23 protein-coding genes are annotated in these 21,386 nt (G+C 70.9%); 11 read left to right on the plus strand and 12 right to left on the minus strand.

Annotated elements, in window-relative coordinates; all coding sequences use genetic code 11:
• The first annotated feature begins 8 nt into the window (after nt 1–8).
• The 5 genes from ACZ7OU_RS00285 (at nt 9) to ACZ7OU_RS00305 (ending at nt 3,926) form a co-directional block, all read left to right on the plus strand.
• Nucleotides 9–566, plus strand: coding sequence for a chorismate mutase (locus tag ACZ7OU_RS00285; protein ID WP_470239099.1), 558 nt, complete (start codon nt 9–11; stop codon nt 564–566).
• 231 nt (nt 567–797) lie between these two features.
• Nucleotides 798–1,259 carry a low molecular weight protein-tyrosine-phosphatase gene (locus ACZ7OU_RS00290; protein ID WP_470253768.1) on the plus strand — a complete coding sequence of 154 codons (462 nt, stop codon included), beginning with the start codon at nt 798–800 and terminating at the stop codon, nt 1,257–1,259.
• Nucleotides 1,260–1,319: 60 nt separating this feature from the next.
• Nucleotides 1,320–2,153: an SURF1 family cytochrome oxidase biogenesis protein gene (locus tag ACZ7OU_RS00295; protein WP_470253770.1), complete on the plus strand. Its 834-nt coding sequence runs from the start codon at nt 1,320–1,322 to the stop codon at nt 2,151–2,153.
• A 50-nt stretch (nt 2,154–2,203) separates the two neighbouring features.
• Nucleotides 2,204–2,821, plus strand: a complete 618-nt coding sequence (locus tag ACZ7OU_RS00300) for an FMN-binding negative transcriptional regulator (RefSeq protein ID WP_470253771.1) — start codon at nt 2,204–2,206, stop codon at nt 2,819–2,821.
• Nucleotides 2,822–2,861: 40 nt separating this feature from the next.
• Nucleotides 2,862–3,926 carry a TerD family protein gene (locus ACZ7OU_RS00305; RefSeq protein WP_470253772.1) on the plus strand — a complete coding sequence of 355 codons (1,065 nt, stop codon included), beginning with the start codon at nt 2,862–2,864 and terminating at the stop codon, nt 3,924–3,926.
• Nucleotides 3,927–3,929: 3 nt separating this feature from the next.
• On the opposite strand, the gene ACZ7OU_RS00310 is transcribed toward ACZ7OU_RS00305, so the two are convergent.
• Both ACZ7OU_RS00310 and ACZ7OU_RS00315 read right to left on the minus strand, forming a co-directional pair.
• Nucleotides 3,930–4,820: a cobalamin biosynthesis protein CobD/CbiB gene (locus tag ACZ7OU_RS00310; RefSeq protein ID WP_470239104.1), complete on the minus strand. Its 891-nt coding sequence runs from the start codon at nt 4,818–4,820 to the stop codon at nt 3,930–3,932.
• A 64-nt stretch (nt 4,821–4,884) separates the two neighbouring features.
• The gene (locus ACZ7OU_RS00315; protein ID WP_470253773.1) at nt 4,885–5,577 is read right to left on the minus strand and encodes a FadR/GntR family transcriptional regulator; all 693 of its coding nucleotides are present in this window, start codon (nt 5,575–5,577) and stop codon (nt 4,885–4,887) included.
• Between the two features lie 102 nt (nt 5,578–5,679).
• Here ACZ7OU_RS00315 and ACZ7OU_RS00320 point away from each other — a divergent pair, with 102 nt between their 5' ends.
• The 4 genes from ACZ7OU_RS00320 (at nt 5,680) to ACZ7OU_RS00335 (ending at nt 8,463) form a co-directional block, all read left to right on the plus strand.
• A complete protein-coding gene (locus ACZ7OU_RS00320; protein WP_470239106.1) occupies nt 5,680–6,174 on the plus strand; it encodes a gluconokinase in 495 nt (164 codons plus the stop codon).
• Nucleotides 6,171–7,538 (plus strand): GntT/GntP/DsdX family permease, encoded by a 1,368-nt coding sequence (locus ACZ7OU_RS00325; RefSeq protein ID WP_470253774.1) that lies wholly within the window; start codon nt 6,171–6,173, stop codon nt 7,536–7,538. Before ACZ7OU_RS00320 ends, ACZ7OU_RS00325 begins: the two co-directional genes overlap by 4 nt.
• Before the next feature lie 92 nt (nt 7,539–7,630).
• On the plus strand, nt 7,631–7,954 hold the full coding sequence (locus ACZ7OU_RS00330) for an ArsR/SmtB family transcription factor (RefSeq protein ID WP_372672176.1): 324 nt from the start codon (nt 7,631–7,633) through the stop codon (nt 7,952–7,954).
• Complete coding sequence (locus ACZ7OU_RS00335; RefSeq protein WP_470239108.1) at nt 7,951–8,463, plus strand: SRPBCC domain-containing protein; 513 nt, start codon at nt 7,951–7,953, stop codon at nt 8,461–8,463. Before ACZ7OU_RS00330 ends, ACZ7OU_RS00335 begins: the two co-directional genes overlap by 4 nt.
• A gap of 48 nt (nt 8,464–8,511) precedes the next feature.
• Here ACZ7OU_RS00335 and ACZ7OU_RS00340 read toward each other — a convergent pair whose 3' ends face one another.
• Genes ACZ7OU_RS00340 through ACZ7OU_RS00365 form a run of 6 tightly spaced genes read right to left on the minus strand, consistent with a single transcriptional unit; the run spans nt 8,512 to nt 15,242 of the window.
• Nucleotides 8,512–9,480, minus strand: coding sequence for an N-acetylglucosamine kinase (locus ACZ7OU_RS00340; protein WP_470253775.1), 969 nt, complete (start codon nt 9,478–9,480; stop codon nt 8,512–8,514).
• Nucleotides 9,477–10,742 carry a 6-phospho-beta-glucosidase gene (locus ACZ7OU_RS00345; protein WP_470253776.1) on the minus strand — a complete coding sequence of 422 codons (1,266 nt, stop codon included), beginning with the start codon at nt 10,740–10,742 and terminating at the stop codon, nt 9,477–9,479. Before ACZ7OU_RS00345 ends, ACZ7OU_RS00340 begins: the two co-directional genes overlap by 4 nt.
• A complete protein-coding gene (locus tag ACZ7OU_RS00350; RefSeq protein WP_364617005.1) occupies nt 10,739–11,629 on the minus strand; it encodes a carbohydrate ABC transporter permease in 891 nt (296 codons plus the stop codon). The genes ACZ7OU_RS00345 and ACZ7OU_RS00350 overlap by 4 nt, the downstream gene beginning before the upstream one ends.
• Nucleotides 11,626–12,618 (minus strand): carbohydrate ABC transporter permease, encoded by a 993-nt coding sequence (locus ACZ7OU_RS00355; protein WP_470253777.1) that lies wholly within the window; start codon nt 12,616–12,618, stop codon nt 11,626–11,628. The genes ACZ7OU_RS00350 and ACZ7OU_RS00355 overlap by 4 nt, the downstream gene beginning before the upstream one ends.
• Nucleotides 12,615–13,976 carry an extracellular solute-binding protein gene (locus tag ACZ7OU_RS00360; protein ID WP_470253778.1) on the minus strand — a complete coding sequence of 454 codons (1,362 nt, stop codon included), beginning with the start codon at nt 13,974–13,976 and terminating at the stop codon, nt 12,615–12,617. The genes ACZ7OU_RS00355 and ACZ7OU_RS00360 overlap by 4 nt, the downstream gene beginning before the upstream one ends.
• Before the next feature lie 24 nt (nt 13,977–14,000).
• Complete coding sequence (locus ACZ7OU_RS00365) at nt 14,001–15,242, minus strand: ROK family transcriptional regulator (RefSeq protein WP_470255851.1); 1,242 nt, start codon at nt 15,240–15,242, stop codon at nt 14,001–14,003.
• A 335-nt stretch (nt 15,243–15,577) separates the two neighbouring features.
• Between ACZ7OU_RS00365 and ACZ7OU_RS00370 the strand changes: the two genes are divergently transcribed.
• Together ACZ7OU_RS00370 and ACZ7OU_RS00375 are read left to right on the plus strand one after the other, a co-directional pair.
• A complete protein-coding gene (locus tag ACZ7OU_RS00370; RefSeq protein WP_470253779.1) occupies nt 15,578–15,754 on the plus strand; it encodes a hypothetical protein in 177 nt (58 codons plus the stop codon).
• Between the two features lie 166 nt (nt 15,755–15,920).
• On the plus strand, nt 15,921–16,127 hold the full coding sequence (locus ACZ7OU_RS00375) for a DUF7660 family protein (RefSeq protein WP_470255852.1): 207 nt from the start codon (nt 15,921–15,923) through the stop codon (nt 16,125–16,127).
• 3 nt (nt 16,128–16,130) lie between these two features.
• On the opposite strand, the gene nudC is transcribed toward ACZ7OU_RS00375, so the two are convergent.
• The 4 genes from nudC to ACZ7OU_RS00395 are packed head-to-tail and all read right to left on the minus strand — an operon-like array spanning nt 16,131 to nt 21,375.
• Complete coding sequence (gene nudC / locus ACZ7OU_RS00380) at nt 16,131–17,150, minus strand: NAD(+) diphosphatase (RefSeq protein WP_470253780.1); 1,020 nt, start codon at nt 17,148–17,150, stop codon at nt 16,131–16,133.
• On the minus strand, nt 17,150–18,529 hold the full coding sequence (locus ACZ7OU_RS00385; RefSeq protein WP_470253781.1) for a M16 family metallopeptidase: 1,380 nt from the start codon (nt 18,527–18,529) through the stop codon (nt 17,150–17,152). Before ACZ7OU_RS00385 ends, nudC begins: the two co-directional genes overlap by 1 nt.
• Entirely contained in the window at nt 18,526–19,818 is a 1,293-nt protein-coding gene (locus ACZ7OU_RS00390; RefSeq protein WP_470239115.1) for a M16 family metallopeptidase, read from the minus strand. The genes ACZ7OU_RS00385 and ACZ7OU_RS00390 overlap by 4 nt, the downstream gene beginning before the upstream one ends.
• A 9-nt stretch (nt 19,819–19,827) precedes the next feature.
• Complete coding sequence (locus ACZ7OU_RS00395) at nt 19,828–21,375, minus strand: DUF2207 family protein (protein ID WP_470253782.1); 1,548 nt, start codon at nt 21,373–21,375, stop codon at nt 19,828–19,830.
• Nucleotides 21,376–21,386 lie beyond the last annotated feature (11 nt).

Genomic DNA, 21,386 nt, shown 5'->3' on the forward strand with positions numbered 1-21,386 from the left:
CGCGAGCCATGCGAGTACTGGCTGTGCTCTTCGCGGTGGTGTCCGGCCTGGTCCTGGCTTCGGTCCCGGCCTCGGCGTCGAGCGCTTCGCTGTGGCAGCTGACGGACCTGGCGGCCCAGCGCGTCGCGATCGCCGACAAGGTGGCGGCGGCGAAGTACGGCACGCCGTCCCCGATCGACGACCCGGTGCGCGAGCAGCAGATCTACGACTCAGTGGCGGCGCGGGCCCCGGAGCTGGGCCTCGACCCGGCGGACGCGGTGCGCTTCTTCCACGCCCAGATCGAGGCGAACAAGGTGGTCCAGCGGGGGCTGTACGCGCGCTGGGACGCGCACCCGTCGGAGGCTCCGACGACGAAGCCGGACCTGGGCGAGATCCGCCCGGTGATCGACCGGCTGAACACGGGGCTGCTGACGGAGCTGAGCGCCACGCTCGCGGCGCGGAAGGCCCGTTCGTGCCCGGCGCGTCAGCTGGTGGCGGCGGGCGTCGCGGACGTGGTGCACCGCTTCGACGTCCTGCACGCGCGGGCGTTGAACGAGGCGACGTCGGCGACCTGCATCACCCGTTAGGGGCGCCCCGGCGGCGGGTCCACCGCCGCCGCCGCGAGCGCCGGGTGGAGTGTCAGTTGCAGTTGCCGCAGCAGCCGCAGCCCTGACCCGTGCACTTCGAGCAGCATCCGTGCATGATCGCTTTCCTTCCGGTTCGCGTCCTCGCGCAACCGACGCTAAGTGGCCGCGGCGGTGAGCGGGTACCGCCGAGCGAGCGGGTGACCGGGTGAACCGGCCGGTTACGCTCGCGAGGTGACGCACCTCGTCTTCGTCTGCTCCGGCAACATCTGCCGCTCCCCGATGGCCGAGCTCGTGTTCCGCGCCCACCTCGACGACACCGGCCTGGCCGACGCCGTCCGCGTGTCCAGTGCCGGCACCGGCGGCTGGCACGAAGGGGAACCCGCCGACAAACGCGCTCGCGCGACGCTCAAAGCCCACGGCTACCCGACCGCGCACGTCGCTTCCGAAGTCTCGGACGAAGACCTCGGCGCCGACCTGCTGCTCGCCGCCGACGAAGGGCACGCGGAGTTCCTGCGCTCCCGCGTCGGCGACCCGGCGAAGGTGCGGCTGCTGCGGTCGTTCGACCCGTCGGCCCCCGAAGGCGCCGAAGTCCCGGACCCCTACTACGGCGGTGACGACGGCTTCGAAGACGTCCTCGGCATGATCGAACGCTCGGTGCCCGGTTTGCTGGATTGGGTGCGTTCGCGCGGGTAGAAGTCACAGGTGACGGAGGTCGGCGGGCGGCCGGGGCGGGGCACGGCCTACCGTGGTGGGGTGCGGTTGAGGTTCCTGCTCAAGCCCGGGTGGCTGGCGCTGACGGTGGTGGTGTTCACCTTCGCCATCTGCTGCTTCACGCTGCTTTCACCGTGGCAGTTCAGCCGCAACACCGAACGCGTCGAGCAGAACTCCGCGCTGGAGGCGTCGTTCACCGCGCCGCCCCTGCCGCTGACCCAGCTGCTGCCGCCGGGGAGCGCGCCCGACCAGCACACGGAATGGCACCTCGTCTCGATCACCGGCCAGTACCTCGCGGACAAGGAAGTCGTCGCGCGGCTGCGGACCGTCCAGGGCGAAGGCGCCTTCGAGGTGCTGACGCCGCTGCGGACCACGGACGGCACGGTCGTCCTGGTCGACCGCGGGTACGTCCGGCTCGACAGCAAGTCCGGCGTGCTGCCGTACGCGCCGCCGCCGGCCGGGACCGTTTCCGTGACGGCCCGGGCGCGCGCCGACGAGACCGACCCGAAGAACCGGGACGCGTTCGCCGACTCCTCGACCGGCGGGCAGCTGCAGAGCTACGTCGTCGACTCGCGGGTGGTCGCGCGGGCGGGGAAGCTCGACATCCGGCCGGGGTACTTCCAGCTCGACACGAACCAGCCCGGCGTGCTGGGCGCGCTGCCGCTGCCGCAGACCGATTCGGGGCCGTTCCTGTCGTACGCGCTGCAGTGGATCGCGTTCGGCGCGATGGCGATGCTGGGCTGGCTGTACTTCACGGTGCGTGAGCTGAAGCCGGGTGGCGCGCTGGTCACGTCGTCGGAAGCGCCGACGCGCCGGAGGTCCGTCGCGGAGATCCTCGCCGAGGACGAGCTGGCCGAAAGTGGCCATCAGAAGTAGCTCGTTATTGGCCCTTCTTCCGGGCCACTTGCCGGCGTGACACTGGGATCATGCTGATCCACCCGTGGGACGCCGCTTCGGACGACGAGTGGCGCGAATGGCTGTCCACGCACGACTTCGGCCAGCTGATCGCCGGTGGCACGGGCCGCGACCTGCCGGTGGTGACCCCGGCGCACTTCGCGTTCGACGGCGACCGCACGGTGCTGACGCACCTGGCGCGGCCGAACCCGATCTGGCCGCTCCTGGAGGAGCACCCGCGAGCACTGCTGACGGTGGTCGACGACTACACGTACGTCCGCGCGGACTGGAACACGACGGCGGACCCGGCCTTCGGCGTCCCGACGTCGTACTACGCGACGGTGCAGCTCGAAGGGGACGTGCGGCTGGTCGACGACCCGGAGTCGAAGGCCGCGTTGCTGGAGAAGCAGTTGCGCCACTTCGAGACGGACGGTTCGCGGGCGCGGGTGAGCGCTGCGCCGGAGTCTTCGGACCGGCGGTTGCTGCCGGGGATCCGCGGGATCGAGTTCACGATCACGGGCGTGCGGGCGAAGTTCAAGTTCGGCGGCAACAAGACGGCCGAAGACCGGGAGCGGATCGGTTCCCGGCTGGCCGAACGCGGCGGCCGGCTGGACGCGGAGGCGTTGACGCAGCTGCGCCGGCGCGGCTGACGGGGACCCCACCCCGCCGGAGCCGGGCAGGATCCGGTGCATGACGCACTGGGGAATCCGGCCCGGGCCGCGTGGAGCGGCCGCGCTCTTCCGCGAGCTCGAGGGAATCCGCGCCACCGCCCGGGTGCTCGACCGCGCGCTGGGTGAGGTCGTCATCGACCGGCGCAGAGCGGAGATCCGGGCGCAAGCGCGGGCTTTCGCCGCGGAGCTGCGTGCGACCGCACACCGTCACGACGCGGGGCCGCACCTCGAACCGGCCGCCCGATGCGCGCTGGACATCGCGGCCGGCCTGCCCCTGCTGGGCAACCGGTACGCGACCCTGGTCCGGGCCCGCGACTCGGGTCAGGCGGTCGAACGGGCTGTGGTGGCGGACCTCAGGTCGCGGCTGGCCGCGGCGGTCGCGGGGATCACGGCCGACCTGTCGGACCTCGATCTGTCCGGCTTCGGCCTGTCGAGTCGTGAGCTTTCCCAGCCGGGGACCGGTGACCTGCGCCGGCTGCGGGGCATCGTGTGGACGGCGAAGACGATCTGGCCGCCGGGGCTGGCGCCCAGGGTTCGCGCGCGCTCGCACGAAATCGCCGTGGGCGTGTTCCGCGTCGAGCCGGGCGCTCCGGGCGAGCCGGCGCCGGTCCGGCTGCCGCGGCTCGACTCGCTGGACGTCGAGTTCGGGTGGCAGCTCGCCGAGAGCCTGTTCGCGGAGATCGACCTCGACGCCGCCGCGATCGGGTACGGCGCCGACGGCACCGCGCTCGACGGCTACGACGTCTTCTTCAACAACGTGCGCAGCCCCTGCGGCGGTATCCGGCAGGCGCGGCGGGACGAGGACGCGAACGAGGACCTGATCCGGATCTCGTTCCGCGAACTGGACGCCGACGTGCGGAAGATCGAGTTCGTCGTGACCATCTACGACGCTGCCACCCGCGGTTTGAGCTTCGCGCTGATCGAGGACCCGTACCTCCGGCTCGTCGGTCCGGACGGCGCCGTGCGGGCCGGTCACGGGCCTGACGGCCTCTCCGACGGCACCTCGGCGGTCTGGGGCTCGCTGCGCCGCGACCGGCGTGGCTGGTCCTTCCACCCGGAAGCGCGCGACCACCGGGGCTGGTGACGATCAGCGCGAGCGACGCCAGAGCCCGGCGACCACCGCGAGCACCACCGAAGTCACCCCGGCCAGCCACCCGACCACCCGGGACAGCTCCACCGCCCGCGTCACGTGCCCCGCGTCCGGGTTCCGCCCCACGCCCAGCACCGGCAGCTCCGCCACTCCGTGCGGGTAGACCGTCCGCCCGCCGACGCGGACCTCCAGTGCTCCCGCGAAGGCCGCCTCCACGCGGCCCGCGTTCGGGCTCGGGTGGGCGATCGTGTCGCGGCGCCAAGCGCGCCACGCTCCGCCCGCCGAACCGCCGACCACCGGGGCCGCCAGTACCGTCAAGCCGGCCGCCACGCGGGTCGGGACCAGGTGGACCAGCTCGTCGAGCCGGTCGATCGCCCAGTGGCCCTGACGTCCCAGGCGCGACCCGCGGAGCAGGCTCACCGCCCGCGCGCCGAGCAGGCCCGGGACCCCCGCCACCGCGCCCCAGACCAAGGGCGCCACGACCGCGTCCGACGTGTTCTCCGCCAGCGTCTCCACCGAGGCCCGCGACAGCCCCACCAGCTCCAGGCCGTCGGCCACGCGGGGGTCCAGTTCGGACAGTGTCGCGCGCGCCGGGTCGAAGCGGGACTCTTCGAGGTCGCGCGCCAGCTCCGTGCCCTGCAGGGCCAGTCCGGCGGCGCCGAGCACCGCCCACGTCGACACCGCTGTCGCCGTCGCCTGCACCAGCGGGCGGCCGCGGCCGGCGCGCTCGAGCAGGAGACCGCCGGCCACCACGGCGCCGGCGACCACGATCGCCGGGCCCTGCGGGAGCCGCCGGAACGCCGTCACCGGGGGCCGGCGGCGCGGGTCGCCGAGGGCGCCGTCGGCCGCCACGCCCAACACCAGTCCGATCGCGCGCGCCGCGCTCACCCGTGCCCCCCGGCAGAAGAAAGTCCAGTTCCCGAGGCAGGCTACTCGCCCTCGGGACACTGCCTTACTCGACCAGCGCCGCGATCTCCTCGCGCGCCTGGACGACGATGTCGCGCATCGCCCGCTCCGCCCGGTCCGCGTCGCCCGCCGCCACCGCCGCGGCCACCTCCAGGTGCAGCGCCACGGCCTCGGGCTGCGGCTCCGGCGGCATCAGCCCGTGCCCGGTCCGGCCGGTGAGCACCTCCGCGACGACCTCGGACAGCTGCGCGAACATCGGGTTCCGGGACGCACCGAGCAGCAGGTCGTGGAACGCGATGTCGAACTCGAGGAACGTCGTGAGGTCGCGCGCCCGGGCCGTGCGCGCCAGCCGCTCCCCCAGCGCGCCGAGGCGGCCGCGCTCCTCCGGCGTCGCGCGCAGGGCCGCGTACCGCGCCGCGCACGGCTCGATCGCCGACCGCAGCTCGTTCAGCGTCGCCAGGGCCGCCGGGCGCGCCGGGCCGTCGAGCTGCCAGCGGATCAGCCGCGGGTCGTAGTGGTTCCACTCGGCCGGCTCCCGGACGATCACGCCGACCCGGCGCTTGCTGCTGGTCAGCCGCATCGTCTCCAGCACTCGGACGACTTCGCGCGCCACCGTCCGCGAAGCGCCGAAGCGCTCTTGAAGCTCTTCGGAGCGCAGCACAGTGCCCGGAGTCAGCGATCCGTTCGCGATCGCCGCGCCCAGCGCGTCCAGTACCTGCTCGTGCCTGTCGGTCCCCACTCCGCCAACCTAGCGAACTGATTCGATTAAGTAGTACTTCATCTTGAATAAGTAGTACTTTTGAGTTTGACTCACCTGGGCACAACGACGTGGGAGGTGCGGATGACCGTCATCGTGGTGATGGGGGTGTCAGGCTCCGGCAAGACGACGATCGGCACGGGACTCGCGACCGCGCTGGACGTCGAGTACGCCGAGGCGGACACGTTCCACCCGCAGGCCAACATCGACAAGATGACCGCGGGGCACCCGCTGACCGACGAGGACCGCGCGCCCTGGCTCGAGGCCATCGCCGGCTGGATCCGCGAGCACCAGGCGTCGGGCGGGGTCGTGACGTCGTCGGCGCTCAAGCGCCGGTACCGCGACGTGCTGCGGACCGGCGGGAACGTCTGGTTCGCCCACCTGAAGGGTGATCGCGAGATCCTCGCCGAGCGCATGAAGTCCCGCTCCGGCCACTTCATGCCGGTGTCGCTGCTGGACTCCCAGCTCGCCGACCTCGAACCCCTCGAGCCGGACGAGCCCGGCGCCGTCTTCGACATCCGCGAAACACCGGCCGAGATCACCGAGGCCGCCCTCACCGCCTTCCGGGAGCGTTCATGACCACCGTCCTCGCGGCCGCCTGGACCGGCCACGACACCCGGCTGATCACCGCGACCGTCGTCGCGATCGCCGTCATCGTCGTGCTGATCACGAAGGTGAAGCTGCACCCGTTCCTGTCGCTGGTGCTCGGTTCGCTCGTGCTCGGCCTGACCGCCGGGATGCCCGTCGACAAGCTGCTGAAGAGCTTCAGCGGCGGCGTCGGCAGCACGGTCGCGTCCGTCGGCATCCTGATCGCGCTGGGCGCGATGCTGGGCAAGCTGCTGGCCGACTCCGGTGGCGCCGACCAGATCGTCGACACGGTGCTCGGCAAGGCGCGCGGTGCCGCGCTGCCCTGGGCGATGGCGCTGGTCGCGGCGCTGATCGGGCTGCCGATGTTCTTCGAGATCGGGCTCGTCATGCTGATCCCGGTGGTGCTGCTCGCGGCCAAGCGCACCGGGAAACCGTTGATGCTGCTGGGCATTCCGGCCGTCGCCGGCCTGTCGGTGCTGCACGGCCTGGTCCCGCCGCACCCGGGTCCGCTCGCCGCGGCGGGCGCGCTGAACGCGAACGTCGGGGTCACGCTGGCGTTCGGCCTGCTCGTCGGTATCCCGACGCTGGTCATCGCAGGCCCGCTGTTCGGCAAGCTGGCGGCCCGGCTCGTCCCGGACGCGGCGCCGCCCGAGCGGCTGATCCCCGAGCGCGCGGACCCGGACAAGCCGCGTCCCAGCTTCGCGGCGACGTTGACGACGGTGCTGCTGCCGGTCGTGCTCATGCTGGCGAAAGCGCTCTCGGACATCCTGCTGGCCAAGGACAACGGCGCCCGGAAGGTCCTGGACTTCATCGGCGACCCGCTGATCGCGCTGCTGGCGGCGGTGCTGGTGGGCATGGTGCTGCTGGGCCGCCCGGCGGGTCTCGGCCGCGAAAAGCTGTCCACCGTGGTCGGTGACTCGCTGGGCCCGATCGCGGGCATCCTGCTGATCGTCGGTGCGGGCGGCGGCTTCAAGCAGACCCTGGTCGACGCGGGCGTCGGCGACGTCATCACGGGCCTGGCCAAGGACGCGCACCTGTCCCCGCTGCTGCTGGGCTGGCTGGTGGCGGTGGCGATCCGGCTGGCCACGGGCTCGGCCACGGTGGCGACGGTCTCGGCGGCGGGCATCGTCGCACCGCTGGCGGCGGGGATGGACCCGTCGCAGAGCGCGCTGCTGGTCCTCGCGATCGGCGCGGGGTCGCTGTTCTTCTCGCACGTGAACGACGCCGGGTTCTGGCTGGTGAAGGAGTACTTCGGGCTGTCGGTCGGGCAGACGCTGAAGAGCTGGTCGGTGATGGAGACGCTGATCTCGGTGGTGGCGATCGCGCTGATCCTGCCGCTGTCGCTGATCGTCTAGCGCTTGGTCCGAAGAAGGCCGCCACCCTGGCGAGGGTGGCGGCCTTCTTCGTCCGTTGACATGTGACCTTTTGGTCACCTATCCTCGTCGACGTGCCCGACGACGACCTGGTGTTCAAGGCGCTGGCGGATCCGACCCGCCGGTTCCTGCTCGACCTGCTCTTCGAGCGCGACGGCCGCACGCTCACCGAGCTGGAAACCCAGGTCGACATGACCCGCTTCGGCGTCATGAAGCACCTGAAGCTCCTGGAAGAGGCCGGGCTCGTCGTCGCGCGGAAGGAAGGGCGGGAAAAGCTGCACTTCCTGAACCCCGTGCCCATCCGGCAGATCCACGACCGGTGGATCGACAAGTACACCGAACGCCACGTCACCGCGTTGCTCGACCTCAAGAACGAACTGGAAGGCGAAGAACCATGACGACCACCGTGCAGGTCCACCGCGTCTACATCAAGGCCACCCCGGAGCGCATCTGGGAAGCCATCACCAAGCCCGAGTGGACGCAGAAGTACGGCTACACCGGCCTCGCCGACTTCGACCTCAAGGTCGGCGGCAAGCACCGCACCCGCGCGACGCAGGAGTTCATCGACGCCGGGATCACCGGTGACCTCGTCGACGGCGAAGTCCTCGAGGTCGATCCGCCGCGCAAGCTCGTCATCACCTGGAAACTGCTCATGGGCACCGAAGGGATGGACGCCGAGCCCTACACGACGCTCACCTACGACATCGAGGCGACGAAGACCGCCGGCACCAGACTGACCGTCACGCACGACCTGACCGGCGCGCCGCTGACCGCCGAGATGGTCGCCGGGGTGCACGAAGACGTCAACGCCGGGCCGGGCGAGAACGCCGGTGGCGGCTGGGACTGGATCCTGTCGGACCTCAAGTCGCTGCTGGAGACCGGGGAAATCCTGGTCCCCGCGCCGTGAAAGGGTCTGGTGGCCTGCCTCGCGCCGCTTCGAGGCAGGCCACCAGGTCTAGGTGCGCTGGGTCGCCGCCTTCAGCGACGCCTTCGCGGCGTCCGACGCGCCCAGCGTGTCCAGTCCGAACAATGCCGCTCCCACCACGGGGTTCACGTCGACGACGCGGACCACCGCGCGCGGCGCGACCTTCAGGCAGCGCCGCTCGATCTCCGCGATCACCGGCGCGCCGACCCCGGTCAGCACCCCGCCGCCGAGGACGATCTCCGGCGCGTCCTCGGTCAGGTCCAGGTTCCGCAGGATCACCGCCGCGAACACGCTGACCTCTTCGACGAACCGGCTGACGATGTCCGACGCGACCTCGTCGCCCGCCGCCGCCACCTCGAACAGCAGCGGGCACAGCCCGTGGATCGAGGCGGCGGGGATTTCTTCGAAGTGCAGCCCCTGCACGACGTCCAGCAGCGTCGGCTTCTCGAAGAACCCGGCCACGGCCGCCTCGAGCGCGGTCCGCGGGCCGCGGCCGTCCTCGGCGCGCACGGCCCACCACAGGGCCTCCTCGCCGAGCCGGTAGCCGCCGCCCCAGTCGCCGGAGATCTTGCCCAGCGCGGGAAAGCGGTGCACGCGGCCGTCCGGGCCGACGCCGGCGCCGTTGATCCCGGCGCCGCACACCACCGCGACGCCCACCCCCGCGCTGCCCGCCCGGAGCAGCGCGAGGGTGTCGTTCCCGACCGTCAGGGTGTCGCTCCAGCCACGCGCCGCGAGCGCCGCGTGCAGCGCCTCTTCCTCACGCGGGAAGTCCAGCCCGGCCAGGTACGCCGAGGTGTGGACCGCGCACGGCTTCTCCCCGAACTCGGGAAAAGCCTCCAGCACCAGGCCTTCCAGCGCCGTGACGCAGGCCGCGACGCCGATGTTCTGCGGCGACGCGCCGGGCCCGCGGGACTTGCCCAGCACCACGCCGTCTTCCGAGATCACGAGGACCTCGGTCTTGCTGTTGCCGCCGTCGATAGCGATGATGGCAGGCCTCATCCGCGCGCCCAGGGCAAGTACTCGCGGTTGATCTGCACCAGCGAATCGGCGAGCGTGTCGGCCTTCGTGTACTGGCCGACCAGCGGGTGCGCCAGGAGTGCGTCGGCGACGCGGTCGCGGCCGCCCTTGACCGCCGCCTCCAGCGCGAGGAATTCGTACGCCGTCGTCGCCGCGATGAGGCCGGAGAACTGCGGCTCCACCGGCGTCTGCGCGATCGGCGTCGCACCGTTGGAGTCCACAGTGGACCGTGCCTCGATGACGGCGTCGTCCGGCAGGAACGGGAACGTGCCGTCGTTGCGGACGTTCACCACGTGCTCCTCGGCCGGTCCGCCCGCGGTCAGCGCGTGCACCAGCTGCACCGCGGCTTCCGAGTAGTACGCGCCGCCGCGCTTCTCCAGCGACTCCGGCTTCGTGTTCTGCTCCGGGTCGAGGTAGATCTTCAGCAGCTCTTCCTCGACGTCGGACACGACGTCCGCGCGCGGCCGTTCGGTGCGTTGCTTGGTGACCTGCTCGTCGTGCGCGTAGAAGTACTTCAGGTAGTACGACGGCACGACGTTCATCCGCCGCAACCACTTCTCCGGCACGCTGACCTCGTTGGAGAGGTAGTCGAGGTGCTGGTCCAGCAGCTCGGGCAGCCGGTCGACGCCGTCGACGAGCGCGCCGCGTTCCCAGCTCAGGTGGTTCAGTCCGGTGTGGACGAGCTTGACGTCGTCCGCGCCGACGCCGAGCAGCTTCCCGAACTGGCGCTGCAGGTTGATCGCGACGTTGCACAGCCCGACCGCGCGGTGGCCCTCGTTGAGCAGCGCGCGGGTCACGATGCCGACCGGGTTGGTGAAGTTGACGATCCACGTGTCGTCGCCGGCGATCTTGCGGACGCGGTCGGCGATGTCGAGCACCACCGGCACCGTGCGCAGCGCCTTCGCCAGGCCACCCGCGCCGGTCGTCTCCTGGCCGACGCACCCGCAGGCGTGCGGGAACGTCTCGTCCGACCGCCGCGCGCGCTGGCCGCCGACGCGCAGCTGGATCAGCACCGCCGACGCGCCGTCGACGCCCTCTTCCAGCGACTGCGTGGTCCGTATCCGCGCCGGGTGCCCGGCGTGGTCGAGGATGCGCTGGCTGAACCCGCCGACCGCTTCGACGCGGTAGGCGTCCGGGTCGACCAGCACGATCTCGTCGACGTCCAAAGTGGAGCGGCGGCCGGCGATCCCGTCGATCAGCTCCGGCGTGTAGGTGGACCCGCCACCGACGACTGCCAGCTTCATCCCTTGACTCCCGTGAATGTGATGCCCTTGACGAACGACTTCTGCGCGAAGATGAACAGGACGATCACCGGCGCCATGATCAGCGCGGTCGCCGCCATCGTCATGTTCCACTCGACGTGGTGCATGCCGCGGAAGGACGCGATCGCCAGGGAAAGCGGCCAGTGGTCCTGGTTTTCGCCCGTGTAGAGCAGCGGCCCGAAGTAGTCGTTCCAGGTGAACAGGAAGCAGAACATCGCGGTGGCCGCGATCCCGGGCTTCGCCATCGGGATGAGCACCCGGTACATCGCCTGGAACTCGTTGCAGCCGTCGATCTTCGCCGCTTCGAGGTAGTCCTTCGGAATGGTGAGGAAGAACTGGCGGAGCAGGAAGATCGAGAACGCGTCGAAGAAGAAGTACGGCACGATCAGCGGAACCAGCGTGCCGGTGAGGCCCATCCGGACCCACAGGTCGTACAGCGGCACGATGGTGACCTGCGGCGGCAGCATCATCGCGGCGACCGTGAGCATGAAGAACAGGTTCTGCCCGCGCCACCGCAGTTTCGCCAGCGCGTATGCCGCCGGGATCGCCGAGAGCAGCGCGCCGATGGTCGCCAGCGCCGAATACAGCAGGCTGTTGCCGAAGTACTCCAGCAGCGGCGCCTTCTTGAACACCGTGACGAAGTTTTCGAAGTGCCATTCGGTCGGCCACAGGCTCGCCGTCATCGCCTGGTCGCTCTTCATCACCGCGGTGAGGAACACGAACAGCAGCGGCAGCATGAAGATCACGCCGAGGGCGATCCCGGTCGCGTGCAGCGCGATCCAGGACAGCCGTTTGTCCCAGGTCCGCTTGAACCGCACCCGCGGCGGCACGCCCGCCGGTTTCTGCGGCGCTTCGGCCAGTGCGGTCATGCCCCCTCCTCCTGGTGCTGGGACTTGCGCAGCTGCCTGACGAGAATCCAGGTGAAGCCCGCGCTCACGATGAACAGCAGCACCGCCATCGCCGCCGCGTAACCCATGTTGAAGTAGCGGAAACCCTGGACGTACAGCCAGATCGGGTACGTCAGCGTCGAGTTCTGCGGCGCACCGATGAGTTTCGAGTTGCCGGCGACGTCGGCGGTGCCCGCGGACGCGGAGGCCGCCACGATCGCCTGCGTGAAGAACTGCAGCGCGTAGATGATCGAGTTGACCACGCCGAACAGCAGCACCGGCGAGATCGACGGCAGCGTGACGTGCCAGAACCGCCGGACCGGGCCGGCGCCGTCGAGCTCGGCGGCCTCGTACTGCTCGGTCGGGACGTCCAGCAGCGCGGCCAGGATGATGATCATCAGCTCGCCGGAGCCCCACAGCGCGAGCAGCGTCAGCGCGGGCTTCGACATGGCCGGGCTGTTGAACCACAGCCCGCCGTCGATGCCGATGAGCCGCAGGAACCGGTTCACCGGACCGAATTCGGGGTTGAACACGAAGACGAACGCCAGCGTCGCCGCCGCGGGCGGGGCCAGGGTCGGCAGGTAGCAGAGCGTCCGGACCAGGCCCACGCCCGACTTGAGGCGGGAGATCACCGACGCGATGCCGAGCGAGAACACCACCCGGCACGTCGTCAGGATGACCACCAGCCACAGCGTGTTGTACGCCGCGACGCCGACGAGCGGCTCGGTGGTGAACATCCTGACGTAGTTGTCGAACCCGATGAACTGCGGCGGGTTGATCAGGTCGTACTTGGTGAAGGAGTAGTAGACCGTGGCGATCAGCGGGTAGCCGAAGAAGACCAGGAACCCGATGAGCGCCGGGGCCATGAAGAAGAAGACGGTCCGGCGGCGCTTGGCCCGGCGGGCCCCCGCCCGCGCCTTGGCAGGCGCGGCCGGGGTTCCGTCGGTTTTCGCGGCAAGAGTGGAGGTCATCCGCCCGCGCCCTTTTGCTTCAGTTCGTCGTTGATCTGCGCATCCACCTTCTTCAGGCCTTCGGTCAGATCGGGGATCGAGCCGGCCTGCCACTTCTCGGCGAAGTCGTTGACCGCCTTGAGGTGCGCGTCACCGATCGGCGTGGTCTGGTTCGACACGAGCTTTCCGCTGTCGTACATGTCGAGGAACGTCTTGAACTGCGGCTGCAGGTCGAGGCGCGGCGACGTCAGCGAGGCCTTCGTGCTGGGCACGTTCTTCAGGCCGTTGGCCATGTCCACCAGGGTGTCGGTGTCCAGGGTGACCTGCTTGATCAGCTCCCACGCCGCGCCGGGGTTCTTGGCGCCCTTGGGGATCGCGATGATCGTGCCGGTGGTGAAGGCACTGCCGTACTTGTCCGCCATGGTGGTGAGCACCGGGGCGGGCGCGGTGGCGTAGTTCAGGGTCGGCGCCTGGTCCTTGATGAACGCGGTGCGGAACTCACCGTCGTAGATCATCGCCAGCTTGCCCTTCTGGAAGCCGTTGTCGGCGGAGTACTCGTCCCCGAGACCGGCCTTGAACTTCTCGACCTTGTCGTGGCCGCCGAGCGCGTCGATCAGCTTCTTCTGGAACTCGAACATCGCCTTCCAGCCGGGGTTGGTGGCGAGGTCCGACTTGCCGTCCGGGCCGATGAACGGCGCGCCGAAGTTCGGCGCCCAGTACTGGGCCTGGTTGGCGTAGAACGGCATCGACGGCAGGAAGCCGGCGACCTTGATCGAGCCGTCCGCGTTGTACTCGGTCAGCTTCTTGGCGTCCTCGAGCAGCTCGTCCGTGGTCTTCGGCGGCGAGGTGACGCCCTTCGCCGCGAACATGTCCTTGTTGTAGTAGAAGCCGTAGACGTCGGCGAGCATCGGCATCGCGCACCGCTTGCCCTGGTACTCGGTGTAGTTGCGGACCGCCTCGGGGATCTGGTTGAGGTCGATCTTGTCGCGGTCGATGTAGGGCTTGAGGTCCTGGAAGCTGCCGTTGGAGCACCAGGCACCGAGGTTGTCGGTGTAGAAGGAGATCGCGACGTCGGGCGGGTTGCCGCCGCGGATCGACTGCGTCAGCTTGTCGTCGTCCTGGTTGCCCTCGTGCTTGATCTCGATGTTCGGGTACTTCGCCTTGAGCTTGTTGAGGCCCGCGGTGACCACGCCGTACTCGCGGTCGGTGAACTTGGAGTACACGGTGATCGTGAGCTTTTCGTCCTTGCCGGGCGCGGCGGCCGCGTCACCGCCGCCGCTCGGGGCGGCGGCGCCGGAGCAGGCGCTCGTCAGCAGGACGGACGCCGCGGCGGCGACCGCTAACAGGGCGCCTCGGCGGGTCCGGGTGGTAGGGGGCATGGCCCTCCTCCTCATCGGTTGGGGCTACTCGGTTGGGGACGGGGCGGAACGGGTGTTCGGGAGGGCCTCCGGGGTCTTGCCGAGTGGCTCTCCGACCGCGGGCCTGCGCGACCCGAGGAGTGTGGGGGTGACGACGCCGAAGACGTCCTCACGGGCGGTGGCCAGCGCGGACTGCAGCGCGCCGGCGCGGACGGCGTTGCCCTGCACCGAAGCGCAGCCGACGGGCGTGCGCGGCAGGACCAGTTCGTACAGCTTGTCCTGAACCAGCGCGGCGAAGCTCTCGCCGCCGGCGCGGCTGGTGTCACCGCAGAGGAGCACGAGCTGCGGGTCGGCGACGGCGACGAGGTTGGCGACACCACCGGCGACGCGCCTCGCGAGGTCGTGCCGGAAGGGATGGTCCGGCTCGGTTTTCGCGACGGCGTCCCAGGCGGTTTCGGCTTCGACGCCGTGCGCGGCGGCGAGCCGGCAGACGGCGGGCGAGTCGACGAGGTTGCCGAACCGGGCGCCGGCCTCGGGCCAGACGTCGCCGGTGTCCACGGTGGCCGGGTCGGGCACGCGCATCCAGTCGATCTCGCCGCCCCCACCGGTGGCACCCCGCAGCAGCCGGCGCCCGATGACGACGGCGCCGCCGACGCCTTCGGACAGCCACACCATGACGAAGTCGTCGACGTCCTGGGCCTGCCCGACGCTCATCTCTTCGACGGCGACGAGGTTGACGTCGTTCTCGATGAGGACGTCGACGCCGAGGTCGTCGCTGAGCCGCTGGGGGACGTCGAAGCCGAGCCAGCCGGGGATGTGCGGGGCGGAGGAGAGCAGGCCGGTCCGCGGGTCGAAGGCCCCCTGAGCGCCGATGACGACGTGGGCGAGCTGTGTTCTGGTCAGGCCGGCTTCCCCGGCGACCTTCTGGAGAGCGTCCCCGAAGGTCCCGACGACGTCGGCACCTTCGTGCACGGGCAGCGGGGTGCGGTACTCGGCGAGCACGATCCCGGCGACATCGGCGACGACGAAGTCCGCGATGTGCGGCGTGAGGTCCACGGCGGCGACGAAGGCGAGGCTGCCGTTGGCGGCCCAGAGCTGGGCGCGGGGTCCCCGTCCCCCACCGCGGACGCCGGCCTTGATGACGAGGTTGTCCTGCTCGAGCCGGGTGATGAGCTGCGCGGTGGCGGGCTTGGAGAGCCCGATGGCGAGCTCGAGCTCAGCACGCGTCAAAGGGCCCTCACGCAGGAGAACCTCGATGGCGGCGCGATCGTTGATCTCGCGCAGCATCCGCGGGCTACCGGCTCGCACTCGTCCCTCCGGACTTAATTAGGATACTTTACAGACGGTTTCGCAGGACTGTAGTGAGCCGGGGCACAGCCGTCAACGGGCTTCGGAAACGGCCAGGTAACGCTTGGGGTCGCACTGGGCCACGTGGCGGAAACACCGGTGAACGAGTTGCGCCGGGCGTTGGGGGCCTGGTCAGCGGATTTCCGGTTGCTTGGGCGGGTCTTGGCGCAGCGGGTGCGGACCGCCTGGACCAAGCGGCCCCGGGGCGGCCCGGCGGCTGCCGCGCGCAACCGCTCTCGCTCTTCCCGCCGCTTCCCGGCGCGGCTCTCCACGAGATGCGGGTCGACGAGTCGACCGGCTTCGAGCCGCGGTATGTAGTGCTCGTCGCGCCGTGCGAGTGCGGCGCGCAGTGGAGCTACCGGCTGGATACGCTGAACTTGGCTTATGGCGAGGTCCCCGACTTCACCGGCGAGCCGACCCGCACGGTGATCGAGCGCGGTGACCTGCGATGACGCCGCCGGCGCCAACCAGGTGATCGGCAACTTTGGCCGACGCCCCTGCCGGGCGGGCCATTCGAGTTCAATGTGGTGTGGCGGAAGGCCTGCCTCGCCCGAGCCGTACTGGCCGTGAGGAGTGAGAAGACGGATGTCCGAGCAGTTCGAAGCAGAACGGGACCGAATGGTCGCAACCCTGCGTACCTTGGTCGCCGATTGGGCGGACGGCCCGCCGTCCTGGGAGAACGACACCCTCCCGCGCTACCTGGAAGCTCTCGCCGGGTGGCTGCAGGACTGCGAGGGCCACTACGCGAATCAGGGCGTCCCGTTCCCCGCCGATGGCCGGCAGGTCATCCGGGACGCCCTGGTGGCGGCGACGGTGTACGAGTAGCGGCTACTCCTCCGCGTCCGCCCAGGCCTTGAGCATCACGCGGGCGATCGACGAATTCCCCGGCAGGATGATCTCCGCCGCCCCGCCGGCGATCGGTGTCGGCCGAGCGCCTTCGTTCCGCAGCGAGCTGTTCGCGAACGCCTCACGCACCTCGGCCCGCGACACCCACAGCGCCTCTTCGATCTCACCGTCGGCGGGTACCAAGGGGGCAGCACGATCCGCCCGGGCCGTGAACCCCAGCATGATCGACCGTGGGAACGGCCACGGCTGGCTCCCGAGGTACCGGACGTCCGACACGACCGCCCCCACCTCTTCGTGGATCTCGCGCAGGACGCACGCCTCCAGGGACTCCCCCGCCTCCACGAACCCGGCCAGCACCGAATACCGCCCGGCCGGCCAGATCGGCTGGCGGGCCAGCAGTACGTGGGATCCGTTGGTCCCCTCGAGAGAATGGACCAGGCAGATCACCGCCGGATCCGTGCGCGGGTACTCCTCGCGTCCGTCGTTCGCGCACTTGCTCGCCCAGCCGAACTGGATCAGCTCCGTCGGGTGGCCGCAGCGGGTGCAGAACTTCGCCTGGCGGCGCCAGTTCCGCAGCGCCTGCGCCGTGGTGAACAGGCCCGCCGACGTGTCGTCCAGCAGGTCTCCGTACCCGCGCAGCTCGACCCAGATCTCGCCGTCCGCGCTCGGGACCTCCTCGACGAAGCCCCAGCTGCCCGCCATCTTCACCGTGCCGGCGTCGCCCGACGGGCCGCCTGGCAGCGACCAGTAGTCCGTGTCCTGCCACTCGCCCAGGAACACCGCGTCCGCCGGCGGCGACGTGCCGAAGTCGACGGCCTTGCGGAACGCCAAGACCGACGAGCCCTCGACGACCGGGGTGCGCCCGGTGTCGTCCAAGAGGACGACCCGGGCGTCGGCCCAGCGCGACAACAGCCGCGAAGGGTTGGTGCGCAAGCCTTCCTGACGGTCCACAGTGGACCTTGACAGGGTGGGCAGGTCACCGAGGGTGAACGGGACGGACATCAGGCCGGCTCGCCCACGACGACGTCGCCGAGGGACAGGAGCTTGCGCTCGAGCACCGCCGCGTCACCGACCACCACGCCGGTGAACCGCTTGGGGGCGAAGAACTTCAGCGCCGCTTCGGCCACCTCGTCGGCCGTCACCGCCGCCACCCGCGCCGGGTGCTCGGTGAGCCACTCCAGGCCCAGCCCGGTCGACGCCAGCGCCAGCACCTGGCCGGCCAGCCCGGACTGCGACGACGTCGACGTCAGCAGCGACCCGATCGCGTACTGCCGCACCGACTCCAGCTCGTCGCCGACCGGCGGGACCTGGCCGAGGCGGCCCAGCTCGTAGCGGGTCTCCAGCAGTGCCGGCGCGGTCGCGTCGGTCGCGGTGTCCGCGTCGACGTTGACCACCGCGGTGCCGTCGGTGAACTCGAACCCGGAGTGCGCCGAGTAGGTGTACCCCTTGTTCTCGCGGATGTTCTCCACCAGCCGCGACGAGAAGTACCCGCCGTAGGCCAGGTTCGCCAGCTGCAGAGCCGCGTAGCCGGGGTCGGTGCGCGGCACGGTCTCCGCCGAAAGCCGGATCTGCGACTGCACGGCGCCGGCCCGCGGCACCAGCAGGATGCTCGGCCCGGTCAGCTCCGGCAGCGGCGGCAGCCGGTTCGCGGAACGGTCGGACGCCCAGCCGCCGAGCACCTTCTCCAGCTCGCCGATGACCGCCGCCGGGTCGATGTCGCCGACCAGCACCATGACCGCGCCACGCGGCAGCACCGACGCCTGGTGCAGCGCCCGGACCTGCTCGGGCGTCACGACGGCGACGTCTTCGGCCTTGGGCACCTCGCGCGTGGCGGGGTGGTCGCCGTAGCGGTGCTTCTGCAGCGCCTCCCGCGCGATCGTGCGCGGCTGCGTGCGCGAGACGGCGATCCGCTCGACCAGCCGCTCCTTCTCGCGCGCGATCTCGTCGTCGGCGTAGGTCGCTCCGGTGAGGACGTCGCCGAGCACGTCGAGGAACGTCGGCAGCTTGTCGGCGAGCGCGGATCCGGTCAGCACCAGGCGTTCCGGGTCGACGCCGGCGCCGATGTCGCCGCCGATCAGCGCCAGCTCGGCGTCGATCTCGATGCGGTTGCGGCGCGCGGTGCCGGTCAGGATCGTCTCGGCGAGGACCTCGGACGTCGCCGGGTGCAGCGCGTCGTCACCCGCGAACGGGATCCACAGCCGCGCCTCGACCATCGGCACGGTCGCCTTGCGCACGGCCAGCACGCGCAGGCCGTTCGAGAGCTCGGTGTCCACATGGGACAGATCGCCGGCGGCGCGCTGCTCGCCGAGCGGCGGCAGCGGGCGCGGCCCCCGCGCGGTGCGGCCGATCTCCTCCGCGCTGCGGTGCGTTGCTGAAGTCACTGCTCGTTGGTCCCTTCCGAAGCGGGCTTGACCACCAGGACGGCGCGCGCGTCGGGGCGCAGCGCCTTAGCCGCCGCCGAAACGGCTTCCGAGGTGACGGCGGACATCCGGTCCGCGAGCTGGTAGACCAGCGACGCGTCGCCGTAGAGCAGCTCGAACGAGCCGAGCGCGAGCGTCCGGGAGACCAGCCTGTCGTGCTCGGAGTGCAGGCTCGCCGTCCAGCGGGCGGTGACCTTGCGCAGCTCCTGCTCGTCCGGCGGGTTCCCGGCGATCTTCTCGAGCTCGTCGTCCAGCGCGGCGAGCACGCGCTCGCGCGGCACCTCGTGCGGGTGGATCAGGGTGATGGTGAACGTGTCCGGGTCGCGGGCCTCGAACGGGCCGAACAGCCCGGCGCCGGCGCCGATGTCGACGACCAGCGGCTCCTTGTGGACCAGCCGCTGCTGCAGGCGGGAGCCGTCGCCGTCGGTCAGGACGCCGGCGAGCACGAGGTAGGCCAGGTAGCCGTCGATGTCGTTGATCGGGTCCGGCATCCGGTAGCCGATGCCGAGCGCGGGCAGCGGGGCGTGCGGGTCTTCGACCTCGCCGCGCAGCTCGGTGGTCGGCAGCGGCTCGGCGAAGGACGGCCGCTGCGGCGCGGGCCGGTGCGGGACGTCGCCGAAGTGCGTCTCGATCAGCTTCTTGGCGTTGTCGACCTCGAAGTCGCCCGCCACGGTGAGCACGGCGTTCGCCGGCGCGTAGAAGGTGTCGAAGAACGCGGCGCAGTCTTCGACCGTGGCGCTCTCGAGGTCCTCGAAACCGCCGTAACCGTTGTGCGCGTTGGGGAACGTCGAGTACAGCACCGGCGGCAGGGTGATCCACGGGAACCCGCCGTAGGGCCGGTTCAGCACGTTGAGCCGGATCTCCTCCTTGACGACGTCGATCTGGTTCGCCAGGTTCTCGGCGGTCAGCTTCGGCGCCCGCATCCGATCGGCTTCGAGGAACAGCGCGCGCTCGAGCGCGGCGCTCGGCAGCACCTCGAAGTAGTCGGTGTAGTCCGGGTGGGTGGACCCGTTGAAGGTGCCACCGCTGGACTGCACGTGCCGGAAGTGGGCGAGTTTCTCCAAGCTCTCGCTGCCCTGGAACATCAGGTGCTCGAAGAGGTGCGCGAACCCGGTGCGCCCCTCCGGCTCGGAGCGGAAACCCACGTCGTAGTGCACGCTGACGCCGACCACCGGCGCGGTCGCGTCGGGTGCGAGGACCACGCGCAGACCGTTGTCTAGGGTGTATCGGACGAGCTCGGGATCGGCCATGGCCCCACCCTACGACGGCTCGGGGCCTCCTGGCTTCCCGGCTGGCGGGTGAGAACCGGTGTCCGCGGCCACGGTGGCGAGCAGGCGCCCGCGGTGCGCGCCGGCGAAGCTGCCGGCGAGCGCCGTCGCGAACGATCCGGCCTGGTCAGGGGTGATGTCGCCGTCGTGCCAGTACACCGTCGGCGGGTGGTCGAGGGAGGCGAACGCGGCCACCCACGGCCCGGTTTCGCCCAGAGCTGACGCGTACGGCAGGCTGCGGGAGAACACCACCTCCCGCTGCGGCTCGTCGAAGTCCTCCGGCCGCGCCGCGGCGACCCCTCGCAGGCGGCGCGCGACCTCCGCGCCCGCGCGGCGGCGCGCGGGCAGCGCGGCCGAGACGGCGACCGCAGCGGCCCCGGCCAGCGCGAGGATGACGCCGAGCTGGGCGTACCCGGCGGTCAGCGCGAGCAGGACGATCAGGAACACGCCGTAGAAGACGGCCCGGATCCCGGCGCGCCGAAGCCGCCCGGTCGCGAGCCAGCCGCGGCCGGCGAGGTCGGCGTGCAGCTCGGCCCGGGGAAGCTCGACGTGCCGCTGCCGCAGTTCGGCGAATGTCACCGAGTCGTCCGGCAGGACGGCTTCGTACACCGCACGTTCGAAGGACGTCAGGTGCTCGTCGGGCGGGTTGCGGCGGGTCAGTGTGGGGCCGTCGCTCACCCAGACGTAGTTGCGGACGACCAGGTCGAGCACGGTCGCGGCCAGGTCCGCCGGCCCGGCCCGGCCGTGCAGCAACACACCGGCGTGCCCCGGCAGCACACCCTCCGGAGACGCGAACTCGCCATTCCTCGCGATCAGCTCGGCCTTCGGCGGGTCGCCGGTGTCACGGCGGCGGGCGAAACCGACGAACGCGGCCGCGGCCAGGAGGAGTGCGGCGAAGGCGGCCCAGGCCCAGCCGACGGGGGCGGTGAGCACGAACGCGCCGGCGATCGTCTTGGCCGGGACGAGGACCTCGTTGCCGGGGACGGTGCCCGCGGGCAGCTCGACGGTCGCCGTCATCCGGTCGCCCGCGGCCAGGTTCTGCTGGCTGAACCGCGTGAGCCCGGCGTGGTCGATCTGCGCGGCGGCGCACGGGAAGCCGCCGATAGCGCAGTCGACGGCGACCGGGATCTTCGGCGCCGCGAAGGAGGCGCGGATGAACTTCAGGTCGGCGCTCCAGCCGCCGGCCAGCTCCCAGGTGACGCGGTTCCCGTCGACCGCACCGTCCACTGTGTACCGGACGATCGAGGTGCCGGCGGTGAGGTGGACGGTGAACGCGTCCTGGTCGACGCTCGCCGTGCCGCTGCCTTCGAGGACGACGTCGCGGACGCCGTAGACGCGATCGCGGTGGTGCGGCGCGGCGACCCGCAGCGGGACGCGGCGGTCCATCGTGACGCCGTTGGGCACGGAGATCGCTTCGGCGACCGACAATTCGCCGTTCCGCTCGACTTTCAGCTGGATCTCGGCGCTCTGCGGCACGGTCGGCAGCGGCGGCTGGTCTTGCGCGCCCACCGGCGCCGCGGCCAGGAAGAGCGCCAGCACCGCTCCCGCGA

The sequence above is a fragment of the Amycolatopsis sp. NPDC114505 genome, from assembly GCF_055633615.1.